Here is a 15,993-nt window from a genome sequence, read left to right as displayed (position 1 = left end):
CCAGAGCCGAGGTGCCGTACCGTCTGTGTGGGGCAGATCGTCTCAACACGCTTCTCCGTTCGCAGTTGCCTGGGATGGCGCCCAAAAGGGGGTCGGGCGCGCGCAACGCCCCCAGCCTTCAGCGTGGGCCATGACCATGTCAACGTTGCGGCGGATACGGCGCGCCGCGTCAACTCGGACGCATGCGCCCTTACTGACACAACGTCAACGCCCTCTTTCACGCCACGGACCCTGACCGCGCCACATACTGACCCTCGACACGGCGACAGACCGTCGCCCAAGGGTCCGGCGAGAAGGAGTCAACGGTGGACCAGGAAGCGAACGCGACCCCGCACGCGGATGTCAGCATCGGCCGGGACGGGGTGCCGGTGGCCACCTACGCGTGGCCGCCCGAGCACGGCGGACGCCCGCACGCCGTGGTCCAGCTGGTGCACGGGGCGGCCGAACACGCCCTGCGCTACGACCGGTTCGCCCGCGAGCTCGCCGCGCACGGCTACGCCGTGGTGGCCTCGGACAACCGGGGCCATGGCGCCACCGCGCTCCACACCGGCGGCTTCGGGGTGGTCGGGGCCTCGGGCTGGCGCGCGGTGGTGGGGGACCTCCGCCGGGTGGGCGACGCGGCCAGGGAGACCTATCCGGGGGTGCCCCTGGTGATGCTCGGACACAGCATGGGCTCCCAACTCGCCCGCGACTTCGCCCAGGAGCACGGCGAGACGCTGAGCGGGCTGATCCTCTCCGGCACCTTCCGCTCCCTCCCCGGCTGTGAACCGGCCACCGCCGCCACCCGGCTCCAGGGCGAGATCGAGGAGCAGGGCCGCGACGCGCCCTCCACGTTCGTGCCCGACCTCTTCGCCTCCTTCAACGACCCCTACCCCCGCCGCACCGGCTTCGAGTGGCTGAGCCGGGACACCGCCGAGGTGGACGCCTATGTGGCGGACGAACGCTGCGGCTTCCCCTTCAGCGCCGGTCTTTCGCTGGACTGGGTGCTGGGCGTGCGGAAGATCAACGCGCCGGAACAGCAGGCCCGGGTGCCGAGCGATCTCCCGGTCCATCTGGCGGTCGGCGAACAGGACCCGTGCCACAGCGGGATGACCCTGGTCTACGAGCTGCTGGAGGACTTCCGCTACCACGGCACCCGCGAACTGACCTGGCGCGCCTATCCCGACGCCCGGCACGAGATCCTCAACGAGACCAACCGCGCCGAGGTCCAGGCCGACTTGTTGACCTGGCTCGACGCCCACCGCTGAGCCCGTCCGGCCGGCGGTCACCCCTGGAAAGCGATCACATTCGGCCTGTTGTTGCCGCCTCACGGACCGCCGGCACGTCAACTACCGTCCGTCGTGCGAGGATGCGGTCCGGATCACCGCAGGCGAGGGCCTGATGACCCATGGCGAGGGAGAGCGAGACGGCATGGCCGAGACCGAGGACGTCACCAGTCACGAGGTGGACGTCAACGTGCCCAGCGTGGCACGCATATATGACTACGCGTTGGGCGGCAAGGACAACTACGCCGTCGACCGGGAGGCGTTCGACCAGCTGGAGCAGACCGCCCCCAGCACCCGACCGCTGGCGATCAACAACCGCCGTTTCCTGCAACGAGCCGTGCGCATCCTGGCGGAGGAGTACGGCATCCGGCAGTTCGTCGACCACGGCTCCGGCCTGCCGACCCAGGACAACGTGCACCAGATATCCCAGCGGATCGACCCGGAGTCCCGGGTGATCTACATCGACAACGACCCGATCGTGCTGGCCCACGGCCGCGCACTGCTGGAGGAGAACGCCAACACGGCCGTGATCCAGGCCGACTTCCGCAACACCGAGGGCATCTTCGACCACCCGGACGTGCGGCGTCTGATCAACTTCGACGAGCCGGTGGCCGCGCTCTTCGTCTCGGTGCTGCACTGCATCACGGACGAGGACGACCCGGGCGCGCTGGTGCGCGAGGTGATCCGCCGGCTCCCCTCGGGCAGCTTCCTGGTGATCAACCAACTGGTGAGCGACGACGAGGCGTTGCGCGACTCGATCAGCTCGTTCATGGACGGGGCCACCCAGGGCAACTGGGGTCGGGTGCGCCAACAGGCCGACGTGCGGCGCTACTTCGACGGCCTTGAGATCCTGGACCCGGGGCTGGTCGAGATCAGCACCTGGCGGCCGGACAGCGATCTCGGCCCCAAGCAACAGACCGAGGAGTGGATCGAGTTCGGCGGAGTGGCCCGCAAGCCCTGACCCGCTCCCGCTCGACACCTGTGCGCCGCCCGGCCCTTCGAGGGCCCGGGCGGCGCGGGTGTGTGTACGGGGACGGCTCAGCCGTCCGTCTCGCAGAGCCCCTGCGAAACGAGCACGCGGTCAAGGGTCTTGGGCGTCCTGCCGTGCGGCTCAGCCGTGGCGCAGAGGCTGTCCATCACGGCCAGGTAGTCCTCGACGTCCTCCCGCTTGTCCAGGTAGAGCGCGCTGTTGAGCTGCTCCAGATAGACGATGTCGGGCAGATCGGGTTCGAGGAAACGGAGAATGGTGACCGGGCCGCCCGCTGCGGCCAGCCCACCGAGCCGGAACGGCGCGATCTGCAACGTGACATTGGGCCGTTCGGCCATCTCCCGCAGATGCCTGATCTGGGTGCGCATCGCGGCGGGGCCGCCCATCGGCCGCGTCAGCGCGGCCTCGTCCACCACGGCCCAGAGCTTCGGCGCGTGCTCGCGCAACAGCAGGTCCTGACGCCGCATCCGCAGCTCGACCCGGCGGTCCACCTGCCGGTCCGTGGCCCTCGGGTTGCCCAGCCGGATGCAGGCCCGCGCGTAGTCGGGCGTCTGCAACAGACCGGGGACGAACTGGACCTCGTAGGTCCTGATGATCGAGGCGGCCTCTTCCAGGCCGATCATCGTCTCGAACCAACTCGGCAGCACATCCCCGTACTTCTGCCACCAGCCGGGACTGCTCGCCTGACGGGCCAGCGCCAGGAACTGCTCCCGCTGCGTCTCGTCGGTGACGCCGTAGAGCGTCAACAGGTCCGCGATATCGCGTTCCTTGGCCGAGACGCGGCCCAACTCAAGGCGGCTTATCTTCGCGTGCGAGCCACGGATCGACTCGCCCGCCGCCTCCCTGGTGATCCCACACCCCTCACGGAGCCGGCGCAGGTGAGTGCCGAGCACGATCCGCAGAACCGTCGGCCCGCCCCTTGGGTGAGAGAGCAGGTCCCTCACCGAAGGGTTACGGCCTGCCTGAGCTGACGCCATGTGAGTGTCCCCTGAGCGTTGAATTAGCGCTCAAGTGTCGCATTGTTCGGACGAGCCGTACAGTCGCGCCACCCGCACTCAGGGTGATCCGCGTCGCAGGTCAGACGATCAGGTCGTCGAAGTCCCCGTCCCTGGCGCCCTGGACGAAGGCGGTCATCTCCGCCTGGGTGTAGATGAGGGCCGGGCCCTCGGGGTCACGCGAGTTGCGCATCGCGACGCCGCCGTCCGGCAGGGCAGCCACCTCGACACAGTTTCCGTTCGGATTGGAGCGCCCGCTCTTCCGCCAGGTCACACCAGCGATCCGACCGGCCGACACACCGTTCACCAACTCCGGCATCCGCACTCCCTGCATAGTCGTCGTGCATGCCACCGCACACCCTGGGGTGGTGTACGGCCTGCAGTGATAGTGCCCCAACTCCCCACGTTCTTGCATCTGTTCTTGCATTTGTTCACCGCATCTGTTCTTGCGTTCGTTCTTTCAGATGCACTTGCAGCGATACTCTGAGTCCCGCAGGATAGACTCAGCGGAGTCACCGCCAGGGTCTTGTCGGAACACCCGCGGAGGTCGTCATGTCAGCTCTCCCCTATGCCACGATGGCGCCGTTCACGCGCGCCGGACGGCGAGCCGCCACAGCGGAGGTAGCGGGATTCGCGACGTTCCCGCTGGCGGGTGAGCCAGGAGCCCCCAGCTCGGCGCGGTCGCACACCCGCGCCACGCTCGCCGAGTGGGGTCTGGACGAGTTGACGGACGACACCAGCGTGGTGGTCTCCGAGCTGGTCACCAACGCGCTGCGCTACGGCCTCCCGAGGGACGCCGCACCGCGCCCGCTGCCGCCCGCCAGCGCCGAGCAGCCCCTGCTGCTGAGCCTGGTGCACTGTGAAAGCTCCGTGCTGTGCGCGGTGTTCGACCCGGGCCACGAGGTGCCCTCGGTCAAGGAGCCCTCCGTATGCCAGGAGTCGGGGCGCGGCCTCCATGTGCTGGAGGCGCTGTCGCGGAGTTGGGGCTGGACCACACCCGACCGGCACGGCAAGGCCGTCTGGGCGCTGCTGGCCGCCGGCGGCGCCTCGGAGTCCGCGTCGACCGATCCGCAGTGGGAGCCGCTCAGCCGCCTGCTGTTACTCCTGGAGCTGCTCAGCGGCCCCTCCTGGCTCAAGGCCCTTGGCGCCACCTCGCGTTCCCTCTCCCCCAGCGTCAACTAGCGTCCTGGAGCGGGGAACAGCCGGCACAGGGCGTCGAGAGCGGCGGGGAACGCGTGCTCGGGCGGTGCCCCGTAGCCGACCACGAGTCCTTCGACGGCCGGCCCTCGGTAGTCGGGGTGGCGGTAGGCGGCCAGCCCCACGAGGCCGATGCCCCGGCGGGCTGCCCGCCGCACCACGGCCTCCTCGTCACCGGGCGGCAGCCGCAGCAGGGCGTGCAGCCCGGCCGCGATACCGCTCACCGCGACCTCGGGGGCGCGTTCGGCCAGCGCGGCCACCAGCCGGTCCCGGCGCTGCCGGTAACGCTGTCGGCTCTGGCGCACATGCCGGTCGTAGACGCCGGAGCCGAGCAGCTCGGCCAGGGTCAGCTGGTCGACGCAACCAACGGTCAGCTCCCAGCCGCCCTTGACCCTCAGCACGTCGGCGACCAGCCACTCGGGCAACACCATCCAACCGAGCCGAAGCCCCGGGCTCAGGCTCTTGCTGACCGAGCCGACATAGGCGACGCGCTCGGGATCGAGGCCCTGCACGGCGCCGACGGGCTGCCGGTCGTAGCGGTACTCGCCGTCGTAGTCGTCCTCGATCAGCAGGCCGTCCGTGGCGCGCGCCCAGTCGATCACCGCCGCCCGGCGCTCGGGGTGCAGCGCGACCCCCATCGGGAACTGGTGCGCCGGCGTGAGCAGCGCCGTACGCGCGCCCGTCGCCGCCAGGTCGGCGACGCGGGCGCCGCCCTCGTCCACCTCCAGCGGGACGGTGGGCGCCCCGGCCTCGGCCCACCGTTGCCGCTGGGTGAACAGCGCGTAGCCCTCGACCGCGAGCGACGTCGGTCGCGCGGCGGCCAACAGGCGCAGCGCCTGGTCGACGCCCGAGCAGATGACGATCCGCCCGGCGTCGGCGTGCACCCCGCGCGCCCGGGCCAGGTAGTCGGCGAGCTCGCGACGCAGCGGGAGCTGGCCCCGCGGTTCGCCAGGACCGAACGCCTGGCTGGGCGCCGCCGCCAGCGCCCGCCGGGCGGCGGCCAGCCAGGCCGCGCGCGGAAACGACGCGGGGTCGGGGCGCCCGGGCATCAGGTCGTGCGCCCGGCGTGCGGCGCCGCCGGCGGGCGCGGGACGGGCGCGTTCGGCGGCGGGTGCGACGGCGCGCGGCGCGACCCGCGTCCCCGAACCCCGGCGCGCCACCAACCAGCCCTCCGCGATCAGCTCGGCATAGGCGCCCGCCACGGTGTTCCGCGCGATCCCGAGGTCCACGGCCAGCGACCGATACGACGGCAACCGGGCCCCAGGCGCCAACCGCCCGGCCCGGACGGCCTCGCGCAGCGCCCGCATCAACGCGGCCCGCGTCCCGCCCTCGCCCCCCAGCTCCACATGCAGATCCAGACCGGCCCGCGCCGGGGAAGTGACCCCTTCATCCACCCCACAAGTCCACCACACCCCTGGGCCACCATGGCGAACAGCACCCCCCGAACCTTGATATGGTTGACCCCGTCGCGCCGGCCCAAGGCCGCGCACACCACTCGTCCGGGTGGCGGAATGGCAGACGCGCTAGCTTGAGGTGCTAGTGCCCTCTTATGGGCGTGGGGGTTCAAGTCCCCCCTCGGACACGACCAGTACACCCACGCGTGGTGCTGGCCGGGACTCGGCCAGCACCTCTTGCTTTTCATGGTCGTAGGTCAACCGTAGCCCCAGCTGGCGGTACACCTCCGCCTTGTCCGCCGGATCGGCTCGGCGCAGGGCGTCGAGCAGTCCGCCGAGGGCGTCGACAAGGTCACGGATCTCCTGGCGGGTCATCCGCCGCGCGGTGCCGGTGGGAGCTCCGATCTGCTGGAGGCGGGTTTCGGCCGCGAGGCGCTCGGCTTGGACCTCTCGGCTCCAGGCGGCGACGAGGGCGGGGTCGGCCCCGGCCTCGAGTGCGGCGCGGTGCCGGGCCAGCTTGCGGTCGCAGTCGACCAGGGTGCGCCGGAGCGCCTCGGACTGCGGGTTCGCCCGGGGCTGTGACTCGTCGATCGTGGTCAGGGAGTGCTCGACCCGTTCGGGGGCGAAGGCACCGGTCAGCCAGCCGTCCACCGGATCAATGATATCGATGACCAGCAACGGCATGGCCGAGTCCGAGTCTCTCGAGCCGTCCGAGGCAGCGCCGGGAATGCCTGTGGAGGACCAGCTGATCGACGAGTTGGTGGGCCGGGCTCAGGCCGAGGGTCTTCAGCTGACCGGTGAGGGCGGGTCGCTCCAGCAGCTGACCAGGCGGCTCTTGGAGTCCGCCCTGGAGGGCGAGATCACCGACCATCTCGGCTACGACAAGCACGATCCGGCCGGGACGGCCTCGGCGGCACTGCTGGAGAAGCCGCTGCCCAGCTTCCGCCGTCGAGGCGACCGGAGAACCTTCGAGGCCGCCTACGAGGACGCCGACGCCGCCAAGACGAACGAGCTCAGGGCCCGCGTCGAACCGAGCCTCGCCGACCGGGAGACCGCGGAGAAGCTCGAACCCTGGTATCGCCACGCCTGCAAGCGGCCCGCGTTCTCCGACGCGAACTATCCGGCGTTCAACCGCGCGAACGTCACCCTGGTCGAACAGGCCGTCCATGCCGCCGCTCTCGTCGCGGCGGCCAAGGCCAAGGGCGCCCTCATCGAGCCGTCCCGGGCGGCCGAGGACACCTGGATCGCCGTCCTCGCCCAGGACGCCCCCGACCACGAGTGGTTCCACGCCGAGGGCACCCCCGGCTACTACAACCGCGAGGGGCGCGGGCGGCCGAACGGCCCGACCGCACGTTCCGGGGCCCAGGGCCTGCGGAGAACTCAGCCGGTGTGTGTCACATCGGCCTCGCGGAGCGAGACCGATCGCTCGTCAGGAGCCGCGGGGTTCGTCGTGGGACTATCGCCCGGGGCGTCGGTGGCCGGCGGTGCCCCGGCCCGGCGGGTCAGCCACCGGTCCACCACGAGGTGGAGGAGGAACCCGGCGAGCCCCCAGGCCAGGATCGTCAGAAGGTTCCCGGTGAGGCCGAACCCGTCGAAGTAGACCAGGGAGCGGACGGTGTCCACGGCGGCGGGCAACGGGAGCACGTCCTGGAGGGTGCGGAACAGGTTCGGCACCATGTAGACCGACAGCCCTCCGCCGGAAGCCGGCACCCCCGCCAGCATGAGGACCACCACGATGGGGACCACCGCGGCGATGCCCAACGTGCGGGTGAACACGCCTGCGGCCAACGAGACGCAGAAGACGGTGAGCGCGCCGAAGCCGATCAGCTCCCAGGCGGGCCCGTTGATCGCGCCGATCAGTACGTCGAAGAGGAACCACAGCCACAGCGCGATGCCGACCGCCCACCCACCGAGCAGGGGCAGGAACTGGCGCAGCCGGGTCAGCTCCGGGGCCCCGCCGCGCAGGACCGTCACCATCAGGAAGCCCGCCATGATCCAGGACATGCCGGCGTACAGGCTGTTGCTGCCCTGGGTGTCGTCGCCGGTGAGCGGTCGCACGTCGGTCGTCTCCAACGGCATCTCCTGTCCGGCGGCGACCTGCTGGAACATCGCCTGGACAGCGCTCTGTTGTGCGGCGCCGGCCGCCGACGAGGTGAGCAGCGTCGCCTCGTCCCCCGGTGCCTCGGGCAGCGCGTAGACGGCGACGACGTCCTGCTCCAGCAGCCTGTCGGTCTCCTCCGCGACCGAGGTACCACCGCGCAGGTCGAGAGTGCCGCCGAGCTGTGGTTCCAGGGCGGCGACCATCTGGTCGGCCTCCTGAGCGGTGGAGCCCACCACCACGACCGGCAGGTCGTGCACCTCCGGCTTGTGCAACGAGAGGCTCATCAGGCCGACCACGGCCACCAGGATGGACAGCGGGAACGCAACCGCCGTGACACAGCGGAAGCGCAAAGATCGCGCGGGGCTACCGGCGAGCGCGGGGAGGGGAGTCCTCGGGCTGGTGACGGGGGGTGCGCCGGGGATGGTGTGCCCCGACCGGCGCTCCCTCAACAGGGACAGCAGGAACGCGGCGACGATCCAGCAGGCGAGCGTCACCAGATGGCCGGCGAGACCGCGCCCGTCGAAGTAGAGCACCGAGCGCAGCGCCTCGCCGGCGGCCGGCAGGGGAAGCACGCCGTGCAGAAACGAGAAGAACGAGGGCATGGAATGGATGGACAGCGCGAGGTTGGAGGCCGGCATACCGAGGCTGACCCACAGGAACATGCCCAGCAGAACGGCCAGCGGCCCCAGCAGCTTGGTGAACAGCACCTGGGTGAGGCCGACGGCCCCGGTCGCCAGGACGCCGATCCCCAGGAACGTGAGGTAGTGGCCGTCCACGGCGCCGACCACGGGCCCGAGGACGGCCCAGATGACGGTGCTCGTGGCGACGGACCAGCCGAGCAGCAACGGCAGGAACCGCCGCAGCGACAGCAGGAACGGGAGCGACGTCACCATGGTGCTCAGCGGGACGTAGCCGGCGAGCATCATGCCCATCGCGGCGAAGAGCACCGCCGTGCCGGACAGATCGCCGTCGGGCAGCACGGCGGCGTCCTCGACGGCGACGTCCCAACCGTTCCCGGCCGCGACCGGGGCGAGAACCTGTTGCACCGCGGTCGCCTGTGAGGCGCCGGCGGCGGTGGCTATGGAGAGCGTGGTGGCGTCTCCCCCGCTGTCGGGAACGCGCAGGGCACCGGCGATATCGCGGTCTCGCAGCAGGTCGATGGCTTCCTCCTCGGAGGCGACCTGACGGGCGTCCACGGCGCCTTGGGGATCCGCGTTCAGCTCGGTGACCACCGCTTCCGCCTCGGGGCCCGCGCCCACGACGGCGACTGGCATGTCCTTGGGGGTCGCCGAGTGCATGGTGCCGACATAGGTCGCGTACATCATCGTGACCATGAGGAACGGCATGACGAAGAGGGCCACATAGCGGGCGATCCGCGCCCTGCGGTCCTCCCCCTCGGCTTCTGCCCCGGGGCCCTGGGCGGGCGGGTCGACGGTTGGTGACTCCACAGGCTGCTCCTGGATCAGGAATCGGGTCGGTGAAGGCGCTGTGGGGCGACTCTGTCGCCGTCGACGGCGGGCAGGGTCCTGCGGACCACCCCGTAAGTCGCACGCCTTAGAGATAATGTAAGGCACTCGACTTACATAGTCGTCTCTGGGTTAGGTTGATCACATCGCGACGCACATCATGCGGGGAGAACGACAGAACAGATGGCCAGATCGGAAGCGGCGAGAACAGCACTGCTCGACGCGGCGGAGCGGCTGTTCGCCCGGGCCGGGATCGCCAAGGTGTCCGACCGCAAGGTGGCGGAGGTCGCGGGGAACACCAACCACTCGGCCGTCAGCTACTACTTCGGGGGGCGAAGAGGACTCCTGCGCGCGCTGCTCACCCGCCATCTGTCGGGCCTGGAGGAAGACCGTCAGACGATGTTCGAGCGGGCGGACTCCCTCCTGGGAGACGTGCGCAGTCTGGTCGTCCCGGTGACCAACGCCTTGGCCGAGCTGCCTCAGCCATCCGTCCGGGCCCGCTTCGTCAACCAGGCGCTGCACGACCCGGTCGGCGTGGCGCTGCTCCACCAGAGCGCGGACATCGCGCCCGCCTCGACACGCATCATGCGGTCGGTGGCGTCCCGCCTCGCCCACCTCGACCCGACCATCGTCCGGGGCAGGGCCGCACTGATGACCCACATCATCGTCTCGGCCTGCGCGGACGCGGAGGAGCAAGCCGAACGAGACGAGACGACCCCGCGATGGCACGAGACGGGAGACTTCCTCTCCGACGCCATCACCGGCATGTTGCTGGCTCCCGTGAGCCGACGAGCGACCACCACCGGCTCCCCGGGCCGGGACAGCGCTGTCACCCCCTGACGCATCGTCCGCCGCCGTGCCAGTGCCGCGAGGCACGGGTGGTTCGGGAAAGAAGCTTCACGCCGAACGCCGGCGGGACGAGGGGGCCGCTCGTGTGGCGACGTGAGGACGTAGGTCGAGCCGGCGGAGAAGCTGGGCGTTGAGGGCGACGACGACGGTCGACGCGGACATGAGGATCGCGCCGACGCCCATGGGCAGCACAAACCCGACCGGCGCGAGGACGCCCGCGGCCAGGGGGACGGAGATCAGGTTGTATCCGGCGGCCCACCACAGGTTCTGCCTCATCTTGCGGTAAGACGCACGCGAGAGTTCGATGACGGAGAGCACCGAGCGGGGATCGGAGGAGGCGAGAATGACTCCGGCGGAGCCGATGGCCACGTCGGTGCCCGCGCCGATGGCGATGCCGACGTCGGCCCGGGTCAGCGCGGGAGCGTCATTGACACCATCGCCGACCATCGCGACCTTTCTGCCCTCCGACTGGAGTTCGGCGACCTTGGCGGCCTTGTCCTCAGGGCGCACTCCGGCGAGAACCCGGTCGATGCCAAGCTCGGACGCGACGGCGTCGGCGACGGCCTGGGCATCGCCGGTGATCATCACGACCTCCGCACCGGCCACGTGCAGCGCTTCCACCGCCTCGCGGGATTCCGGGCGGATCTCGTCCGCCAGCCGCAGCGCCCCGACCACGTGGCCATCGGCGAGCACGTGCAGGATGATCGCGCCCTCGGCCCGCCACTGATCGGCGATCGCCAACTCGGGCTGTCTCCGCTGTTCGAGCAGGTAGGGTCCGCCGACCTCGATCACGCCGCCCCCCACAGTGGCCTTGACACCGACCGCCGGGGAGGAGGAGAAGTCCCGCGCGGGCGCCACCGTCAGACCGCGGATGCGGGCGGCGCCGGCAACGGCTTTGGCGAGGGGGTGTTCGCTGCCGGACTCAGCCGCGGCGGCCAGAGCCAGCACCTCGTTCCTGTCTCGATCGCCAACCGGGTGGATCGCGGTGACGGTGGGCTCGCCCAGGGTCAGGGTGCCGGTCTTGTCGAGGAGCACCGCGTCGACGGTGCGCATGGACTCCAGGGCGAGGCGGTCCTTGACCAGGACACCGCTTCGGGCGGCTCGTTCGGTGGCGATGGAGACCACGAGGGGGATGGCCAGCCCGAGGGCGTGCGGGCAGGCGATCACCAGGACGGTGATGGTGCGCACCACGGCGTCACCAGGAAGGCCGACCAGCGACCAGACAACGGCCGTGACCGCGGCTGCGACGAGGGCGAACCAGAACAGCCAGGCCGCAGCGGTGTCGGCGATCCGCTGGGCGCGGGAAGAGGAGGCCTGGGCGTCGGCGACAAGCTTCCGGATGCCGGCCAGCGCGGTGTCGTCGCCGGTGGCGGTGATCCGAACGCGGAGGCCGGAGTCGGTGGCGACGGTCCCGGCAACCACGGTGGCGCCCTTCTCGCGGCGTACGGTCCTGGATTCGCCGGTCACCATCGACTCGTCCATCGAGGCCGCCCCGTCGACGATCGTCCCGTCGGCGGGCACGGCCGATCCCGGACGGACGACGGCGACATCGCCGACGAGCAGATCGCCCGGCGCCACCCTCACGACCTCGTCGCCACTGACCTTCTCGGCCTGATCGGGCAGGAGGGCCGAGAGCGAGTCGAGGGCGGAAGTGCTCTGAGCCAGGGATCGCATCTCGATCCAGTGGCCCAGGAGCATGATGACGACCAGCAGTGCGAGTTCCCACCAGAAGTTCAGCTCGTGCTCGAACAGGCGCAGGCTGGCCCCCCACGAGGAGGCGAAGGCCACCGTGATCGCCAGGCCGATCAGCAGCATCATGCCCGGCCTGCGGGAGCGGACCTCCGAGACAGCTCCGGTCAGGAACGGCCAGCCGCCCCAGAGATAGACGACCGTTCCCAGCACCGGCGAGACCCACCACACCCACTCGGCGTCGGGCAGGTGATAGCCGATGAGATGCGCGAACATCTCGTTGAACCCGACCACGGGCACGGCCAGGATCAGCATGATCCAGAACAGACGCCGGAACCGCCCCACATGATCCCCCTGACCACTGTGGCCGCCATGACCGCTGTGCTGGTCGTGGCCATGACGTGAGGCGGGGGCCCGGTGGCCGCCGTGGCCCATGTGATCGATGGGGTGGTGGTCCCCGTGCTTGTTCATCGTGTCCTCGTCTCTCCTGGTGCGGGACAGTCGCCGGGACGGAGCAGCCCGGACCGCCGCCGGTCGGCCAGCCCTCAGGTCATGCTCGGCCGGCGCACCGGCGCGACTCTCGTAGCCAATCGACGCGTGGCGCCGGTGACGCCGGCAGAGTCCGCGATCCAATGATCAGGGAACCGGCCGACGCCACCCAGAGCCGACACTATGGAGTGGCGTCATAAATGAGCACGCTCGCTAAGGTCATGATCACGAGTGTCGCGATGTCGCATCGTCCGATCGACGGCCTCTCCCGGTCCGTGCGCACCGTGGCCGCTGGAGCTTCCGCTCCCGCTCGCCGACACGACGCGAGGCGATCTGCCGGGCGCCCCCGACGACCTACGAGGAGAACCGCACGATGAAGGCATTCGTCATCGACCGCTACCAGGCCGCGCCGCGTGAGGCGGACGTGGCCGAGCCCGTTGTCGGGGACCACGACGTTCTGATTGAGGTGAAGAGCGCGAGTGTCAATCAGATCGATCTGCGGATCGCCGAGGGTGAGTTCAAGCAGATCCTGCCGTACCAGTTGCCGCTGGTGCTCGGCAGCGACCTGGCGGGGGTCGTCCTCGCCGTGGGGCCGGCTGTCCGGAGCTTCGCACCGGGCGACGAGGTGTTCGCCAAACCGGACGTACGCCAGCTGAGCACCTTCGCGGAGCGCGTCGCGGTGGCCGAGGCGGACCTCGCGATCAAGCCCGCGTCCGCCAGCATGACGGAGGCGGCCTCGCTGCCCCTGGTCGCGCTGTGCGCCTGGCAGGCGCTCGTGGAACGCGGCCGGGTGCGGCCCGGGCAGAGGGTACTCATCCACGCGGGCGCGGGCGGCGTGGGTTCCCTCGCGATCCAGCTCGCGAACCACCTCGGCGCGACCGTCGCCACAACCGTGAGCGCGCCCCATGCCGACCGGGCGCGTGAACGTGGTGCGGACATCGTCGTGGACTACCGAACCGAGGACTTCACGGACATCCTGCGCGACTACGACCTGGTGTTGGACAGCCTGGGCGGAAAGAACCTTGAGGGATCGCTTCGGGTGCTCCGGCCCGGTGGCAAGGCGATCGGAATCACCGGCCCCCCGACCCCGGAGTTCGCGCGCGAAATGGACGTCAGCCTCGTGCCCCGACTCGCTATCAGGGGGATCAGCCACCGCGCCCGCCGGATGGCCCGTCGCTTGGACGTGGGGTACGAGTTTCTCTTCACGCGCTCCAGTGGAGAGCAGTTGGCGAAGATCGCGGAGCTGGTCGACGGGGGAGCACTACGGCCTGTGGTGGGCCAGGTCTTCCCGTTCCATCGGACCCCGGACGCGCTGGTGGCTCTGGAGAAGGGCGGAACTCACGGCAAGATCGTCGTCAACCGTGAGTGAGGGGGCGCGCGCCGGTTGTCCGTTACGGCCCTGGCGGTGGTCGAGCACACCTGTTCCACTCGACATCACAGGCGGCCGGGACCCACTGCGGGACCCGACCGCCTGTCACGGCGGCCGACACGGCACGAAGCGCGCGGTGTGCTCCACCGTTTCCGGGGGGCCGGTATGGGAGAAGCTCGCGTGCCCGCCTCGCGCTGAGGAGGGATCAGCCCAGTTGCGGGTAGAGCGCTTCGACGGGAGCGCTCAGCCCTGCCTTGACCCGCACGGAGCCCTCGTCGGCCAGCACCTCGTGCTCCCCCGCCTCGATGGCGTCGAACACCACCCGCACGAGGTCGCCCGGCGCCGTTTTCGGCCCTTCGACGTGTGCCGCCATGGCGGTGTCGACCCACCCGACATGCACGCCGACGACGTGCACTCCCTGCGGAGTCAGTTCGAGCCGCAGAGAGTTGGTCGCCGACCACAGCGCCGCCTTCGACGCGCTGTAGACCCCGGCGACGGCGAGCCAGCTCAGCAGCGAGTGGATGTCGACGATCACCGACCCGGTCCTGGCCGTCAGGACCGGCGCGAACTTCCGGGCGAGAAAGACCGGGCCGAAGAAGTTGGTCTCCATGTTCGCCCTGATCTCCGCCTCGCTCAGCGAGAGGAGACTTTCGCTGGCAGGAGACACGCCGGCGTTGTTGATGAGCACGGTGACATCGGGCGCGGCGGCAACGGCCGCGTCGATGGACGCGGAGTCGGTGACGTCGAGCGGGAGCGGGACGATCCGCTCGTCATCCCATGTGCGGGGGTTTCTGGCGGTCGCGTAGACCTTGGCGGCGCCACGGTCAAGGGCGCTGTGGACGAAGTGGGTGCCGATGCCGCCGTTGGCTCCTGTGACGAGGACGACGGCTCCGCTGAGCGAGGGCATCTTTGGGTTCCTTCTCTGATGAACGGCGTGTTACCGGTCGGTCGGGGTGGTGGGAGACGGGGTCGATCCGCACGGCGGCAAGGCCGAAACGCTCGGCCCCCGGGATGGGTTCAGGGAAGGGTGAGAGCCGGGTAGTCGGTGTAGCCGGCCTCACCGCCGCTGTAGAGCGTGGTGGGATCCAGTTCGTTCAGCGGAGCGTCGAGGCGCAGCCGCTCGACGATGTCGGGGTTGGCCAGTGCGAACCTGCCCAAGGGGGCGATGTCCGCCAAGCCGGCGTCGATGTCGTCGGCGATCCCGTCCCGGGTACGGCCGTAACGAACCACGAGCACGGCGGTCGGCCACATGTCCCGGAGAGAGCGGAGCAACTCGTCGTCGCCGACGTGGTGAAGGTGAAGGTAGGCGAGATTCAGCGTGGCGAGCCCACCGACGAGATGCCGGTACTGGGCGCGTACGCTCCCTGTGTCGCCCTCGTCGATCCCTCCCAGTGGCATCGCGGGAGACAACCGGATTCCCACCCTGTCGGGACCGATCTCCTCGGCCACCGCACGCGCGACCTCGATCACGAACCGCGAGCGGTTCTCCACCGAACCGCCGTAGGAGTCGGTGCGGTGGTTGGCGTTCGGGGACAGGAACTGGTGCGGGAGATATCCATTGGCCCCATGGATCTCCACCCCGTCGGCGCCGGCGGCTGTCGCGGACGCCGCGGCGCCACGGAACGCGTCGATGGTGGCCTGGATGTCCTGGCCGCTGAGCTCTCGCGGGACCGGTGTCCGCTGCGGCCCGGTCGGGGTCATCACGTCCTGGTCGGCGGAGATCGGCGACGGAGCCACCGGCTGCCGGTGGTGTGGGGTGTTGTCGGGGTGCGATATCCGACCGACGTGCATCAGCTGGATGAACAACGCGCCACCGCCGGCGTGTACGGCCTGGGCGACCTCTCGCCAGCCTTCGACGTGTGCCGGTGTGTGGATGCCCGGCGTGTTCAGGTATCCCTGTCCGTCTTCCGAGGGCTGTGTCCCTTCGGAGATGAGGAGCCCGAGCGATGCGCGCTGCCCGTAGTAGGTCGCGGCCAGCGGGCCGGGCGAGCCGTCCGGGTTTGCCCGGCCGCGGGTCATCGGGGCCAGAGCGAGCCGATGTGGGAGCTTCACGCGGCCGAGGGTGAACGGCTGCCAGAGCGACGACCTGGTCATGACCTTCGTGTCCTTTGTCTGGATGCATGGGAGAGCGATGACCGCTGCGATGGTGCGGAGCGGAAACGTCCCAGCTTCCGCGTGGGAAAATGGCACG

The 15,993-nt window shown here is 70.2% G+C and carries 13 protein-coding genes, 1 tRNA gene and 2 pseudogenes; 8 read left to right on the top strand and 8 right to left on the bottom strand.

The annotated features are described in order from the left end of the window. The first annotated feature begins 305 nt into the window (after nucleotides 1-305). Together K4G22_RS28485 and K4G22_RS28480 are read left to right on the top strand one after the other, a co-directional pair. Entirely contained in the window at nucleotides 306-1,247 is a 942-nt protein-coding gene (locus tag K4G22_RS28485; RefSeq protein ID WP_228083334.1) for an alpha/beta fold hydrolase, read from the top strand. A gap of 163 nt (nucleotides 1,248-1,410) precedes the next feature. Further along, nucleotides 1,411-2,226, top strand: a complete 816-nt coding sequence (locus K4G22_RS28480; protein ID WP_228083333.1) for an SAM-dependent methyltransferase — start codon at nucleotides 1,411-1,413, stop codon at nucleotides 2,224-2,226. 77 nt (nucleotides 2,227-2,303) lie between these two features. Here K4G22_RS28480 and K4G22_RS28475 read toward each other — a convergent pair whose 3' ends face one another. Then, on the bottom strand, nucleotides 2,304-3,230 hold the full coding sequence (locus K4G22_RS28475) for a helix-turn-helix domain-containing protein (protein WP_228083332.1): 927 nt from the start codon (nucleotides 3,228-3,230) through the stop codon (nucleotides 2,304-2,306). A gap of 100 nt (nucleotides 3,231-3,330) precedes the next feature. Further along, the gene (locus K4G22_RS28470) at nucleotides 3,331-3,567 is read right to left on the bottom strand and encodes a DUF397 domain-containing protein (RefSeq protein WP_228083331.1); all 237 of its coding nucleotides are present in this window, start codon (nucleotides 3,565-3,567) and stop codon (nucleotides 3,331-3,333) included. Between the two features lie 233 nt (nucleotides 3,568-3,800). Between K4G22_RS28470 and K4G22_RS28465 the strand changes: the two genes are divergently transcribed. Beyond that, on the top strand, nucleotides 3,801-4,430 hold the full coding sequence (locus K4G22_RS28465; RefSeq protein ID WP_228083330.1) for an ATP-binding protein: 630 nt from the start codon (nucleotides 3,801-3,803) through the stop codon (nucleotides 4,428-4,430). Here K4G22_RS28465 and pdxR read toward each other — a convergent pair. Further along, a complete protein-coding gene (gene pdxR, locus K4G22_RS28460; RefSeq protein WP_228083329.1) occupies nucleotides 4,427-5,839 on the bottom strand; it encodes a MocR-like pyridoxine biosynthesis transcription factor PdxR in 1,413 nt (470 codons plus the stop codon). The two genes, K4G22_RS28465 and pdxR, sit on opposite strands and share 4 nt — an antisense overlap. A gap of 103 nt (nucleotides 5,840-5,942) precedes the next feature. Here pdxR and K4G22_RS28455 point away from each other — a divergent pair. Then, a tRNA-Leu gene (locus tag K4G22_RS28455) sits at nucleotides 5,943-6,027 on the top strand. On the opposite strand, the gene K4G22_RS28450 is transcribed toward K4G22_RS28455, so the two are convergent. Further along, a complete protein-coding gene (locus tag K4G22_RS28450) occupies nucleotides 5,993-6,523 on the bottom strand; it encodes a hypothetical protein (RefSeq protein ID WP_228083328.1) in 531 nt (176 codons plus the stop codon). The genes K4G22_RS28455 and K4G22_RS28450 overlap by 35 nt on opposite strands. Nucleotides 6,524-6,566: 43 nt before the next feature. Between K4G22_RS28450 and K4G22_RS28445 the strand changes: the two are divergent. Together K4G22_RS28445 and K4G22_RS28440 are read left to right on the top strand one after the other, a co-directional pair. Beyond that, a pseudogene (locus K4G22_RS28445) lies at nucleotides 6,567-6,740 on the top strand (IS256 family transposase); the annotation flags it as partial. Then, nucleotides 6,741-7,190, top strand: a pseudogene (locus K4G22_RS28440) (hypothetical protein); the annotation flags it as partial. It abuts the pseudogene before it with no gap. A 29-nt stretch (nucleotides 7,191-7,219) separates the two neighbouring features. On the opposite strand, the gene K4G22_RS28435 reads toward K4G22_RS28440, so the two are convergent. Then, complete coding sequence (locus K4G22_RS28435) at nucleotides 7,220-9,388, bottom strand: ABC transporter permease (RefSeq protein WP_228083327.1); 2,169 nt, start codon at nucleotides 9,386-9,388, stop codon at nucleotides 7,220-7,222. Nucleotides 9,389-9,589: 201 nt separating this feature from the next. Here K4G22_RS28435 and K4G22_RS28430 point away from each other — a divergent pair, with 201 nt between their 5' ends. Continuing rightward, nucleotides 9,590-10,246: a TetR/AcrR family transcriptional regulator gene (locus K4G22_RS28430; protein ID WP_228083326.1), complete on the top strand. Its 657-nt coding sequence runs from the start codon at nucleotides 9,590-9,592 to the stop codon at nucleotides 10,244-10,246. A 57-nt stretch (nucleotides 10,247-10,303) separates the two neighbouring features. On the opposite strand, the gene K4G22_RS28425 is transcribed toward K4G22_RS28430, so the two are convergent. Then, nucleotides 10,304-12,415 carry a heavy metal translocating P-type ATPase gene (locus K4G22_RS28425; protein WP_228083325.1) on the bottom strand — a complete coding sequence of 704 codons (2,112 nt, stop codon included), beginning with the start codon at nucleotides 12,413-12,415 and terminating at the stop codon, nucleotides 10,304-10,306. Between the two features lie 391 nt (nucleotides 12,416-12,806). Between K4G22_RS28425 and K4G22_RS28420 the strand changes: the two genes are divergently transcribed. Then, nucleotides 12,807-13,802 (top strand): NADP-dependent oxidoreductase, encoded by a 996-nt coding sequence (locus K4G22_RS28420; protein ID WP_228083324.1) that lies wholly within the window; start codon nucleotides 12,807-12,809, stop codon nucleotides 13,800-13,802. A 205-nt stretch (nucleotides 13,803-14,007) separates the two neighbouring features. Here K4G22_RS28420 and K4G22_RS28415 read toward each other — a convergent pair whose 3' ends face one another. Together K4G22_RS28415 and K4G22_RS28410 are read right to left on the bottom strand one after the other, a co-directional pair. Next, complete coding sequence (locus K4G22_RS28415; protein WP_228083323.1) at nucleotides 14,008-14,709, bottom strand: SDR family oxidoreductase; 702 nt, start codon at nucleotides 14,707-14,709, stop codon at nucleotides 14,008-14,010. 110 nt (nucleotides 14,710-14,819) lie between these two features. Continuing rightward, nucleotides 14,820-15,896, bottom strand: a complete 1,077-nt coding sequence (locus tag K4G22_RS28410) for an alkene reductase (protein ID WP_228084251.1) — start codon at nucleotides 15,894-15,896, stop codon at nucleotides 14,820-14,822. Nucleotides 15,897-15,993: the final 97 nt, after the last annotated feature.

This window comes from Streptomyces profundus (genome assembly GCF_020740535.1).
In the GTDB taxonomy this organism is placed as follows: Bacteria; Actinomycetota; Actinomycetes; order Streptomycetales; family Streptomycetaceae; genus Streptomyces; species Streptomyces profundus.
The sequence above is the reverse complement of the archived record's forward strand: the minus strand, read 5'-3'. Positions and strand labels throughout refer to the sequence as shown.